Raw genomic sequence first — 12,286 nt, 5'->3', positions numbered from 1 at the left:
CGGCGCGTGCCGCGCGCTGGCGCGCGCGCCGCGCCGCCCGGGCCGGCGCCGGGCGCCGCGGAGGCGCCCGTGCCGTCGCCGGTCGTCGAGGAGGCGCCCCGGCGCCGTCACGAGACGCCGCGAGGTGGGGGCGGCGCTGGGGCGGGGTGGGGTGTCGGGTGCGGGCGCCTCGTGACGCTCGCTGGGGGCTCGCTCCTCGACGTCCGTGCCACCGGCGGTCGTCGAGGAGGCGCCCGTGCCGCCCGACGGTCGTCGAGGAGGCGCCCGTGCCGCCCGACGTTCGTCGAAGAGGCGCCCGTGCCGCCCGACGGTCGTCGAAGAGGCGCCCATGCCGCCCGACGGTCGTCGAGGAGGCGCCCCGGCGCCGTCACGAGACGCAGCGAGGTGGGTGGCGGCGCCGTCGGAAACCGGGTCGAGGCGGGGCGTCGTGCTGTGACAGGGTGGCGGGGTGTCTCGGCCGAATCGTCTCTCGGGTCTGCTGCCGCCGACCGCCCTCGAACGCAACCTGGCCCTGCAGTCGGTGCTCTCGGCGTTCGCCACCGGCTCCTTCCTCACCGGCACCGCGGTGTTCTTCACCCAGATCGTGGGGCTCTCCGGCGCCCAGGTCGGGCTGGGCATGTCGGTGGCGGCCGCGGTGGGCCTCGCCCTGTCGATCCCGCTCGGGCGGCTCACCGACCGCGTCGGGGCCAAGCCGCTGTGGATCGTGACCGCGTTGCTGGAGGCGGGTCTGTACTTCATCTGGCCGCTGATCGGTTCGTTCGCGGCCTTCGTGGTGATGCTCGCGGTGCTGGCGAGCGTCGAGACCGCCGGCCGGGCCGCGCGGCAGGTGTACCGGATCGCCGCCTTCCCGCGCGACACCCGGGTGCGGGCGATGGCCTACCAGCGGGCGGCGCGCAATGTCGGCTACACCCTCGGCGCCGGTGCGGGCGGCGTGGCCCTCGGCATCGGCACCCGTGAGGCGATCATCGCGGTGCCGCTGCTCACCGGGGCGCTGCTGGTGGTCAACGCCGTGATGGTCGCGGGACTGCCGGCCATCGAGCGGCCCCCGGACGTCGAGACCGACCTCGAGGCGATGGGCCCGGCGGCCTGGCGCAACCGCGGCTACGTCGGCGTCGCGCTGTGCAACGCGGTGCTGGCCTCCAACCAGCAGCTGCTCAACGTCGTCGTGCCGCTGTGGCTGGTGGAACGCACCGACGCACCCCAGGAGCTGCTGGCCTGGCTGTTCGGCACCAACACCGTGCTGGCCGTCGCGCTGCAGGTGCGCGCCGCGCGCGGCGCCGACAGCGTCGCCGGCGGACTGCGCGCGTTCCGCTGGTCGGGGTACGCCTTCCTCGCCTCCTGCCTGGTGATCTCGGTCACCCACGAGACCGTCGGGTGGGTCTCGATCGTGCTCATCTGGGTGGGCCACGTGACGATCACCGGCGCGGAGCTGTGGCAGTCCGCCGGCGACTGGAGCCTCTCGGTCGAGCTCGCCGACGCGCGCCGGCAGGGCGACTACCAGGGGCTGTGGGGCATGGGGTACTCGGTGGAGTCGATCGTGTTCCCCGCCCTCTACACCTTCCTCGCCCTCACCTGGGGACCCCCGGGCTGGCTGGTGATCGCCGCGCTCGCCCTCGCCGCGACCGCGCTCGCGCACCCGGCTGCCCGCGCCGCCGAGCGTCACCTCGTCCGGGTGGGAGCGCCGGTCGCGGCCTGAGGGTGCGGCCTCCCTAGACTGAGCGCCGTGACTGCGCAGAAGCTGGACGGGGCCGCCACGCTCGCGGCGATCAAGGCCGAGCTCACCGAGCGGGTGGCGGTGCTGCGCGAGCGCGGCGTCGTGCCCGGGCTGGGCACGGTGCTGGTGGGCGACGACCCCGGCTCGCACTGGTACGTCGGTGCCAAGCACAAGGACTGCGCCGAGATCGGCATCGAGTCGATCCGCGTCGACCTCCCGGCCGGCACCTCCCAGGAGGAGGTCGAGGAGGCCATCGACACCCTCAACGCCGACCCCGCCTGCACCGGCTTCCTCGTCCAGCAGCCCACCGGCCTGGACGAGTTCCGGCTGCTCTCCCGCGTCGCCCCGGACAAGGACGTCGACGGCCTCCACCCGGTGAACCTCGGCAAGCTCGTGCTCGGCGAGCAGGGCCCGCTGCCCTGCACCCCGATCGGCTGCATCGAGCTGCTGCGCCGCCACGGTGTGGAGCTGAACGGCGCCGAGGTCGTGGTCGTGGGTCGCGGCCTCACCGTCGGGCGCCCGATGGGCCTGTTGCTCACCCGCCGCAGCGAGAACGCCACCACGACGCTGTGCCACACCGGCACCCGCGACCTCGCCGCGCACGTCCGCAACGCCGACGTCGTCGTGGCCGCCGCGGGCGTGCCCGGGATCATCCGCGGCGACATGGTCAAGCCCGGCGCCGCCGTGCTCGACGTCGGGGTGTCGCGGGTCGACGGCAAGATCGCCGGCGACGTGGCCGACGACGTCTGGGACGTCGCCGGCTGGGTCTCGCCCAACCCCGGCGGCGTGGGGCCGATGACCCGGGCCATGCTGCTGTCCAACATCGTGGCCAGCGCCGAGCGCGCGCTGTCCTGAGCCGGTCGGCCCCGCCCGTGAGCGCCCCGGCGCCGCCGCCCTCCCCGGAGGGTCGCCGCTACCCCTCGACCCTGGGCGGTCTGTGCTACCTGGTGCTGCTCGTCGTGGCCGCCGTCGCGGTGCTGCTCAGCGCCTTCGACGACTGGCGGCTCGGCGTGCGCATGCTGGCCGGCGTGCTCGGCGCCGCCGCCCTGCTGCGCCTCGTGCTGCCCCAGCGCGACGCCGGCATGCTCGCCGTCCGGCACCGCGCGATCGATGTCGCACTGCTGCTCGGCGTCGCCCTCGCGCTGTTCCTGCTGGTCGGCAGCATCGCCGCCGACCAGCCCCGCTGACCCCGCACCGACGGCCCCACGGCCCGGACGCGACGACGCCCCGGCCCCCCACGCGGGGGACCGGGGCGTCGTGGCGTCGGGTGGGAGGTGCTCAGATCAGGCCGAGCTCGGTGACGGCGTCGCGCTCCTCGGCCAGCTCGGCGGTCGAGGCGTCGATCCGGGCGCGGGAGAAGTCGTCGATCTCCAGGCCCTCCACGATCGTCCAGTCGCCGCCGGAGGTGGTGACGGGGAAGGAGGAGATCAGGCCCTCCGGCACGCCGTAGGAGCCGTCGGAGACGACCGCCATCGAGACCCAGTCGTCGGCCGGGGTGCCGTACAGCCAGTCGCGGGCGGCGTCGATGGTGGCGGAGGCGGCCGAGGCGGCCGAGGACGAACCGCGGGCGTCGATGATCGCCGCGCCGCGCTTGGCGACGGTCGGGATGAAGTAGTTCTCCAGCCACTCCTGGTCGCCCACGACCTCGGCGGCGTTGCGACCGGCGATCTCGGCGTGGAACAGGTCGGGGTACTGGGTGGCGGAGTGGTTGCCCCAGATCGTCATCTTGGTGATGTCGGTGACCGCGGCGCCGGTCTTGGCGGCCAGCTGCGAGATCGCGCGGTTGTGGTCCAGGCGGGTCAGCGCCGAGAAGCGCTCGGCCGGGATGTCCGGGGCGTTCTTCGAGGCGATGAGGGCGTTGGTGTTGGCGGGGTTGCCGCTGACGCCGATGCGCACGTCGTCGGCCGCCACCTTGTTGAGTGCCTTGCCCTGGGCGGTGAAGATCGCGCCGTTGGCGGAGAGCAGGTCGCCGCGCTCCATGCCCGGGCCGCGCGGACGGGCGCCGACCAGCAGCGCGAGGTTGACGCCGTCGAAGATCTTCTCGGCGTCGTCGCCGATCTCCACGCCGGCCAGGCCGGGGAAGGCGCAGTCGTCGAGCTCCATGACCACGCCCTCGAGGGCCTTGAGCGCCGGGGTGATCTCGAGCAGGCGGAGCTCGACGGGCCGGTCGCCGGTGAGCGCGCCGCTGGCGAGACGGAAGAGCAGGCTGTAGCCGATCTGGCCGGCGGCGCCGGTGACGGCGACCTTCAGCGGGGTGGTGCTCACGGGGGACTCCCTGTCATGTACGTCGGACTGGACGTCCGACGCACGGTGCGGCCGGACGGGTGGAGGACGGTGTCGCTGGTCGGCGGTGTCGTCCGCGCCCGGCATGCCGGTCCGCAGGGCCCGCCAAGGGCGAAACTAGCAGCGCCGGGGCTCCGAGCGGGTGTCGGGCCCCGGCGCTGGACGCCGTCGCCGCGGGCTCAGCCCTGCGGTCGGATCTGGGTGCGCTCGCCGGCGCCGGGGTCGCCGCCGGTCGGCGCGGACGGTGCGGACGGCGCCGGGAACCACTGCTGCGCCTGCGGGTCCCACTGCCAGCCGTCCTGGATGATCGGCGGCTCGGGAGCTGCGGGCGCCGCGGGGGCCGCGTAGGCGGCGTGCTGTCCCGGCTGGCCGGCCTGGGGGGCCTGCTGTCCGGCGTACGGGGACGCGCCTCCCCAGCCCTGGCCGGCCGCGGGCGCGGAGGCGCCGGGGGCTCCCCAGGTCTGGGGGGTCGCGGCCCACGGCTGCTGCGCGCCGGCGGTGCCCGAGGAGAGCGCGAGGCCGGAGCCGGGCACGGGGTCGGCGTCGCGGCCGAAGATCGCGGGGTGGAGCAGGCCGGCCGCGGCCGCGCCGAGCAGCGGGGCCAGGACGAAGAGCCACAGCTGCACGATCGCGTCGGAGCCGGAGAAGGGGGCGGTGGCGATCGAGAGGGCCGGGTTGAGCCCGCCGCCGGTGGCGGGAACGGCCGCGAGGTAGGTCGCGGTCACGACGAAGCCGATCGCGACCGGCGCGGCGGCGACCGACTCGTGACGCCCGTCGCGCGCGGCGAGCACGACCAGGACCACCACGAAGGTCAGCACGAGCTGGAAGAGCAGCGCCCCGAACAGGGCGTAGGTCCCGTTGTCGCCGAAGCCGCCCACCAGACCGAGTGGGTCGCCGGTCTCGTAGCCGAGGTCGGCCGCGAGCACCGTCACGAGCACCACGACGCCGCCGAGCAGACCGCCCAGCACCTGACCGGCGACGTACTTGCCGGCGTCGCCCCACGACAGGCGGCCCGCCAGGGCGGCACCGACCGTGATCGCGGGGTTGAGGTGTCCGCCCGACACCCGGCCGAAGGCGAAGGTGAGCGCGGTGTAGGTCAGGCCGAGCGCAAGCGCGACCACCACGGGCGCCTGGTCGCGCGAGAACACGGAGACGACGCCGACGACGACGAGCAGAGCGGTGCCGACCGTCTCGGCGAGCACGCGCGAGAGGACGGGGGAGGGACTGGCTTCCATGGCCGCTGACCTGCCCGGACCGCTCGCGGCGCAAACCTGCGGGTGCCGCGGACGCTCCCGCTCGCGCGGGGGTTGGCCGGCGGCGCCCGGCCTGGGAGGCTCTCGGGGTGCGCGGGGTCGCCCCGCGCCCCTCTTCCATGTATCTTGACGTCAAGACATCTGCGTCACCCAGTGACCCTCACCTCGCAGGAGCGGACCGCACCCATGGCCGACCAGCCGAAGATCATCTACACCCACACCGACGAGGCGCCGCTGCTGGCGACGTACTCGTTCCTGCCGATCGTCTCGGCCTTCGCTGCGAAGGCGGGGGTGGCCGTCGAGACGCGCGACATCTCGCTCTCGGGCCGCATCATCAGCCAGTTCCCCGAGCGCCTCACCGAGGACCAGCGCATCGCCGACCACCTCGCCGAGCTCGGCGAGCTGGCCACGCGCCCCGAGGCCAACATCATCAAGCTGCCCAACATCTCGGCCTCGATCCCGCAGCTCAAGGCCGCGATCGCCGAGCTGCAGTCGCAGGGCTACGACATCCCCGACTACCCCGAGAACCCGAGCACCCCCGAGGAGCAGGAGATCCGGGCGAAGTTCGACAAGGTCAAGGGCTCCGCGGTCAACCCGGTCCTGCGCGAGGGCAACTCCGACCGTCGCGCCCCCGCCTCGGTGAAGAACTACGCCAAGGCCCACCCCCACCGCATGGGCGTCTGGAGCCCCGACTCCAAGACCAACGTGGCCACGATGGGCGAGCGCGACTTCCGCAGCAACGAGATCTCGGTCGTGATCCCGGCCGACGACACCCTGCAGATCGCCCACGTCGCCCCCGACGGCACCCGCACGGTGCTCAAGGAGGCCGTGAAGGTGCTGGCCGGCGAGGTCGTCGACGCCAGCTACCTCGACGTCGCCGCGCTGCGCACCTTCCTCGCCGAGCAGGTGCAGCGCGCCCAGGACGAGGGCGTGCTGTTCTCCGCCCACCTCAAGGCCACGATGATGAAGGTCTCGGACCCGATCATCTTCGGCCACGTCGTCGAGGTCTTCTTCGCCGACGTCTTCGCGACCTACGGCGCCGACCTCCAGGCCGCCGGCCTGTCGGCCAACGACGGCCTCGGCGCCATCCTCGCCGGGCTCGACAAGCTGCCCAACGGCGCGGAGATCAAGGCCGCCTTCGAGGCCGGCATCGCCGCGGGCCCCGCGCTCGCGATGGTCGACTCCGACAAGGGCATCACCAACCTCCACGTGCCGAGCGACGTCATCATCGACGCCTCGATGCCCGCCATGATCCGCACCTCGGGCCACATGTGGAACGCCGCGGGCGAGGAGCAGGACACCCTCGCGGTGATCCCCGACTCCTCCTACGCCGGGGTCTACCAGGCCGTGATCGACGACTGCCGCGCGAACGGCGCCTACGACCCCGCCACCATGGGCTCGGTGCCCAACGTGGGGCTGATGGCCAAGGCGGCCGAGGAGTACGGCTCCCACGACAAGACCTTCGAGATCCCCGCCGACGGTCTCGTGCAGGTGAGCAACAGCGCCGGTGAGGTGCTGCTCGAGCACGCCGTGAAGGCCGGCGACATCTGGCGCGCCTGCCAGACCAAGGACGCGCCGATCCGCGACTGGGTGAAGCTCGCCGTGAGCCGCGCCCGCGCCACCGGTTCGCCGGCGGTGTTCTGGCTCGACCAGGACCGGGCCCACGACGCCAACCTGATCGCCAAGGTGCGCGAGTACCTGCCCGAGCACGACACCGAGGGCCTGACCATCGAGATCATGGCGCCGGCCGCGGCCGCCGCCTACTCGGTGGAGCGCATCCGTCGCGGCGAGGACACCATCTCGGTGACCGGCAACGTGCTGCGCGACTACAACACCGACCTGTTCCCGATCCTCGAGCTCGGCACCTCGGCCAAGATGCTCTCGGTGGTCCCGCTGATGAACGGCGGCGGCCTGTTCGAGACCGGTGCCGGCGGGTCGGCGCCCAAGCACGTGCAGCAGCTGGTCAAGGAGAACTACCTGCGCTGGGACAGCCTGGGCGAGTTCTTCGCCCTGGTGCCCAGCCTGGAGCTCTACGCCGAGCAGGCCGACGCCCCGGGGGCCACCGTGCTCGCCGGTGCGCTCGACCGCGCCACCGAGACCTTCCTCAACGAGGATAAGTCGCCCACCCGTCGCGTCGGTGGCATCGACAACCGCGGCTCGCACTTCTTCCTGGCCCTGTACTGGGCCCAGGAGCTGGCGGCCCAGACCGAGGACGCCGACCTCGCCGCGGCGTTCGCGCCGCTCGCGGCGACCCTGGCCGAGCAGCAGGAGACCATCGTCGCCGAGCTCAACGGCGTCCAGGGCAGCCCGGCCGACATCGGCGGCTACTACCGCCCCGACGACGCCCTGGCCTCGGCGGTCATGCGGCCCTCCGCCACGCTGAACGCCGCGCTCGACGCGTTCTGATCCACCCGCACACCGGCCCGTCGTCCCTCCCGGGACGGCGGGCCGGTGGCGTCTGCGGCCCGCCGACCATTCGTCAGGTACCTGACGTCTTCTCGGCGCGCCGGGGAGCGCCGGGGTCCGCCGGGGAGCGTCGCGGAGCGCCGGAGGTGGCGGGGCGGGCGGGTGCTCAGGAGCGGGTGAACCCGGCGAGGAGCAGCAGGTCCCGGTCGTGGCGGCCGACCTCGGTGGTGAGCAGGGTCCAGCCGGAGCCGAGGGCGAGGGCCCGCAGCTGCGCGGGAGTGGCCACGGCCTCGTGGTCCCGGGGGAACGGTGCCGAGCCGCCGCCGGCCGCCGCAGGCGGGGCCGGGGGCGCGTCGGGGTTCGGGGCGAAGGTGGCGGTCCAGAGCCGCCCGCCGGGCCGCACGACGCGCGCCCACTCCCGCAGCGCCGCCCGGCGGTCCGGCAGCAGGTGCAGCACGGTCGCACACGTGACGACGTCGACCGCGGCGTCGGGCAGCGGCAGCCGCGCGGCGTCGGCGAGGGCGAGCGGGAGGTCCGGGTCGGCCGCACGGGCGCGGGCGAGCAGGCCGGGGGAGCGGTCGACGCCGAGGCGGCGCACGCCCGGCGCGTCGGTCGGCGCGTCGGTCAGGTGTGCGGCGAGCGCGCGGAGCACGAGCCCCGTGCCGGTACCGACGTCGAGCACGAGGGACCCCGGGCGCGGCCCGACCGACCCCGCGGCCAGCCGGGCGAGCCCGACCGCCACGCTGCGGTGCATCGCGGAGTCGTCGTAGGTCGCGGACCGCGCGTCGTAGTGCGCCGTGCACGCCGCCGCGGCCGCCTCCGTCCCACCCACGCGGATCAGCATGCCAGCCTCCGCGGCGCGGGTCGTGCGGTCGCGCGGCGGTCGCGGGGGAGGATCTGCGGCGGGAGCGGTTATCGAGTCGAGAACCGTCGGTGATCGCGCGTAGGGTCGCCAGCGATGTCCACGAGCACCCGCGCCGACCGCACCGATCCCACGGGTCGCCCCGACCCGACCGACGGGTCCGGCGCGGCCCCGCCCGCGACGCCGCGCGACCCGGCCCGCACGGTCGGCCTCGCGCGGCTGCGCCGACCCCTCACCGCCGTCGCGCTCGCGCTGGCCGGGGTCGCGGCGATCGGCGGCGCGCTCGGCACCGTCGTCGCCGGTCGGCTGGCCGAACAGGCCAGCACCCGCCTGGTGCTCGTGCTCGCGCTGTGCCTGGTGGGGGCGGCCCTGCTCGACGCCGCCGGCCGCACGGTCTGGGCCACCGTCGTCGACCGCGCCGAGGGCCGGCTGCGTGCCGATCTCCTCGCGGCCGCGCTCCACCAGCCGCTCAGCGCCCTCTCCGACCAGGCGGTCGGCGAGATCCTCGACCGGGTCGACGACGACACCCACCAGGTCGGCGCCATGCTGCGCCGCCACGTCTGGGGACTGATCCGCACGATCGTGGCCTCGGTGCCGATCTGGATCGTCGCCGGCCTCACCTGGTGGCCCGCCTGGGTGCTGTTCCCCCTGGTGGGTGCAGGGGTGTTCGCCAGCATCCGTTCGATGCTGGGCGAGATCTCACGGCGCAAGATCGTGGAGGAGATCGCCTGGACCGACCACGCCGCTGCCCTGGAGGAGGGCATCGCGGGCCGCGACGACCTGCGCACCAGCCTCGGGCAGGCCCACGTGCTCCAGCGCGTCAGCGGGCTCTCGGCCCGGGTCCTGGCCCGCGTCGACGACGTCCTCGCGGTCGAGACCCGCGTCACCCGCCGCGCCGGACTGCTGCTCCACGGCCTGCTCGCCGGCGTGGCGGTCGGCGGCGTCGCCCTGGTCGAGCAGGGCGCGCTGGGCGTGGGTGCCCTGGTCACGCTGTTCCTGGTCACCACCACCTTCGTGGGCCAGCTCGACCAGCTGGCCCGCAACCTGCCCGACCTCCAAGCCGGCATCGGCGCGGTCCTGCGGCTGCGGCAGCTGGTCGAGACCGAGCCCGAGCCCGTCGGCGGCGCCCCGATGCCCTCGGCCCGTCCCCGGCTGCGGTTCCGGCACCTCGACTTCGCCTACGTCGAGGGCGCCTTCGCCCTGCGCGACGTCGACCTCGAGATCGCGGCCGGCCACACCCTCGCCCTCGTCGGGCGCTCCGGCTCCGGCAAGTCCACGCTCGCCTCGCTGGTCTCCCGGGCGGTCGACCCGCCGCGCGGCACCGTCCTGCTCGACGACGTCGACGTACTCGACCTCGACCTGCACCAGCTGCGGCGCGCCGTCGGCGTCGTCACCCAGCGCACCGAGATCCTCGCCGGCACCCTCGCCGAGAACATCGCGCTGTTCGCCCCGGTGGACCGCGCGGTCCTCGAGACCGCGGTGGAGGAGCTCGGGCTCGGCGACTGGGTGGGTGCCCTGCCCGCCGGTCTCGACACCCTGCTCGGGCCGGGCGGCACCACGCTGAGCGCGGGGGAGGAGCAGCTGGTGGCCTTCGCCCGGCTGCTGGTGCGCGACGTCGCCATCGTGGTGCTCGACGAGGCCACCGCACGCATGGATCCGCTCACCGAGGAGCTCGTGGTCCGGGCGGCCGACCGGCTGCTGGTGGGTCGCACCGGGCTGCTCGTCGCCCACCGGCTCTCCACCACCGCCCGCGCCGAGGCGGTCGCGGTGCTCGACCACGGCCGCGTCGTGCAGTCCGGCCCCCGCGCCGAGCTGGCCCTCGAGCCGGGTCCCTTCCGGGCCCTGCTGCTGGCCAGCGGTGAACTCGACCCGGCCGACCCGCCGCCGGGTGAGGACGAGGCCGCCACCGGCGCCGGCGACGCGCTCACCGTGGGCGGCACCCGCCGCAGCGGGCCGGCGCCGGAGTTGCCCGACCCCGGTGACGGTCCGTCCCTGGCGCGCGGGATCGCCCACGCGTTGCGGGTCGAGCCGCGCTGGGGCCTGCTCGGCGCGGTCCTCTTCTTGCTGACCACCCTGGTCGGGGCCTACGGCGCCCTCACCGGCTGGGTCTGGGGGCACGTCGTGCAGGACCTGCGCGCGGGCCGCCACGACTGGTGGCTCACGCTCGCCCTGGTCGCGACCCTGCTCGCCGGTCCGCTGCTGCTGAGCATGGCCTTCCGCCGCTACCCGCTGTGGTGGATCAGTGTCCTGCTGCGCACCCGCATGTCGGTGCTGGCCGGCCAGACCCGCACCCGTCGACTCACCCGCACGCCCCCGGGCGAGGTCGTCGCGCGCTCGATGGACGCCGACCGCTTCGCGATGTACGCCGACCGGTGGGTCGACCTCACCAACGGTGCGATCGTCGTGGTGATCACGGCCGCGGTCGCCGGCACGCCCCTGGCCGGCCTGGTGCTCCTCGTGGTGATGGCCGGGTCCGCCGCCGCCTCCCTGGTGGGTCGACCCATCGCCGGACGCTCGGCCGCGGCCTCCTCCGCCGCGCGGGCCCGCTTCGGACGCTCCCTGGTCTCGGCGCTGGAGTCGGCGCGCACCGTCAAGCTCGCCGCGGCCACCCCCGACGTCCACCGCCACCTCCGCGCGGTCGACGCCGGCCGGGTCGACGCCGCCGTCCGGGAGCACCGCGTGCAGGCCATCCTCGACGGCGTGCCCACGGTCATCGTCCAGGCCGGCGTCGTCACCTCCTGGGCCGTGTACGTCGGCGGCGGCTGGAGCCTGGCCACCGCACTCCTCGTGGCCGGCGCGGTCACCGGCTTCGACTGGTTCGGCCGCGTGGCGGGCGCGGTGATCACCGAGGCCCCCGGCACCCGCGCCTGGCAGCGGGCCACCAGCCGGCTGGCCGGCGGCACCGACCTCATGGACCTCCCGCCCGGGGTCGACCTCGTGGCCGGTCGCGCGCCCGCGCCCGCCGAGCCGCCGCGCGTGCCGCTGCGCCGGCTGGAGCTGCGCGGCCTCGACGCGGTGCACGACGACGGCACGCGCGGCGTCACCGGCGTCGACCTCACCCTGGAGGCCGGCGAGCTGGTGCTGCTGCTGGGGCAGGTGGGGTCCGGCAAGTCCTCGCTGCTCTCCGCGCTCGCAGGCCTGGTCGAGCACGAGGGGTCGCTGCGGTGGAACGGCCAGGAGGTCACCGATCCGCAGACGTTCCTGCGCCCCGGGCAGGTCGCCCACGTCGCGCAGGTGCCGCGGGTGCTCTCGGGCACCTTCGCCGACAACGTGCACCTGGGCCACGACCGCGACTGGCAGGAGGCCCTCGACCAGGCCCGGCTCGGCCTCGACGTCGCCGACGCCGGCGGCGCGGACTCGATGGTCGGACACCGCGGCGTGCGGCTCTCCGGCGGCCAGGTGCAGCGCCTGGCCCTGGCCCGGTCGCTGGCCACCGACGCCGAGCTGCTGTTGGCCGACGACGTGTCCTCCGCCCTCGACGCCGCCACCGAGCTCGAGCTGTGGGCGGGCCTGCGGGCGCGGGGTCGCACGGTCCTCGGAGCCACCTCCAAGCGGGCGGCGCTGAGCCAGGCCGACCGGGTCGTGGTGCTCGTCGACGGTGCCGTCGCCGCCGTCGGACCCTGGACGGACCTCGAGGAGGCCTGGGGTCACCTGGCGGGCTGAACCGGGGCCGCGCCGCGCCCGACACGCTCCTGGACAGGATGTCCAGACGTGATGCCCAGCATGTGGGCGGCGCCGTTGACCGGCGGGGTGACCGCGGTCACGCTG

General features: G+C 75.0%; 8 protein-coding genes. 5 read left to right on the top strand and 3 right to left on the bottom strand.

The window, feature by feature from the left end; genetic code table 11:
* The first annotated feature begins 448 nt into the window (after positions 1-448).
* Genes ACERUJ_RS15655 through ACERUJ_RS15645 form a run of 3 tightly spaced genes read left to right on the top strand, consistent with a single transcriptional unit; the run spans position 449 to position 2,901 of the window.
* Positions 449-1,696, top strand: a complete 1,248-nt coding sequence (locus ACERUJ_RS15655; RefSeq protein ID WP_370249704.1) for an MFS transporter — start codon at positions 449-451, stop codon at positions 1,694-1,696.
* A gap of 27 nt (positions 1,697-1,723) precedes the next feature.
* Complete coding sequence (locus ACERUJ_RS15650; RefSeq protein WP_370249703.1) at positions 1,724-2,569, top strand: bifunctional methylenetetrahydrofolate dehydrogenase/methenyltetrahydrofolate cyclohydrolase; 846 nt, start codon at positions 1,724-1,726, stop codon at positions 2,567-2,569.
* Positions 2,570-2,586: 17 nt separating this feature from the next.
* Entirely contained in the window at positions 2,587-2,901 is a 315-nt protein-coding gene (locus tag ACERUJ_RS15645; RefSeq protein ID WP_370249702.1) for a DUF3017 domain-containing protein, read from the top strand.
* Between the two features lie 91 nt (positions 2,902-2,992).
* Here ACERUJ_RS15645 and ACERUJ_RS15640 read toward each other — a convergent pair whose 3' ends face one another.
* Positions 2,993-3,979, bottom strand: coding sequence for a malate dehydrogenase (locus ACERUJ_RS15640; RefSeq protein ID WP_370249701.1), 987 nt, complete (start codon positions 3,977-3,979; stop codon positions 2,993-2,995).
* Between the two features lie 197 nt (positions 3,980-4,176).
* Positions 4,177-5,232 (bottom strand): aquaporin, encoded by a 1,056-nt coding sequence (locus tag ACERUJ_RS15635; RefSeq protein ID WP_370249700.1) that lies wholly within the window; start codon positions 5,230-5,232, stop codon positions 4,177-4,179.
* 204 nt (positions 5,233-5,436) lie between these two features.
* Here ACERUJ_RS15635 and ACERUJ_RS15630 point away from each other — a divergent pair, with 204 nt between their 5' ends.
* Positions 5,437-7,656, top strand: coding sequence for an NADP-dependent isocitrate dehydrogenase (locus ACERUJ_RS15630; protein ID WP_370249699.1), 2,220 nt, complete (start codon positions 5,437-5,439; stop codon positions 7,654-7,656).
* 166 nt (positions 7,657-7,822) lie between these two features.
* Here ACERUJ_RS15630 and ACERUJ_RS15625 read toward each other — a convergent pair whose 3' ends face one another.
* Positions 7,823-8,488 (bottom strand): class I SAM-dependent methyltransferase, encoded by a 666-nt coding sequence (locus tag ACERUJ_RS15625; protein ID WP_370249698.1) that lies wholly within the window; start codon positions 8,486-8,488, stop codon positions 7,823-7,825.
* 126 nt (positions 8,489-8,614) lie between these two features.
* On the opposite strand from ACERUJ_RS15625, the gene ACERUJ_RS15620 reads away from it, so the two are divergent.
* On the top strand, positions 8,615-12,181 hold the full coding sequence (locus ACERUJ_RS15620; RefSeq protein WP_370249697.1) for an ATP-binding cassette domain-containing protein: 3,567 nt from the start codon (positions 8,615-8,617) through the stop codon (positions 12,179-12,181).
* Positions 12,182-12,286: the final 105 nt, after the last annotated feature.

The sequence above is a fragment of the Nocardioides sp. genome (genome assembly GCF_964228225.1).
GTDB lineage: Bacteria > Actinomycetota > Actinomycetes > Propionibacteriales > Nocardioidaceae > Nocardioides.
Note: the sequence above shows the minus strand (reverse complement) of the source record. Positions and strands in the feature narration are given on the sequence as shown.

Excerpts from the sequence above, each read along its gene's own strand:
- ACERUJ_RS15635 (WP_370249700.1), bottom strand. The coding sequence starts at position 5,232 with ATGGAAGCCAGTCCCTCCCCCGTCCTCTCGCGCGTGCTCGCCGAGACG.
- ACERUJ_RS15630 (WP_370249699.1), top strand. The coding sequence starts at position 5,437 with ATGGCCGACCAGCCGAAGATCATCTACACCCACACCGACGAGGCGCCG.
- ACERUJ_RS15620 (WP_370249697.1), top strand. The coding sequence starts at position 8,615 with ATGTCCACGAGCACCCGCGCCGACCGCACCGATCCCACGGGTCGCCCC.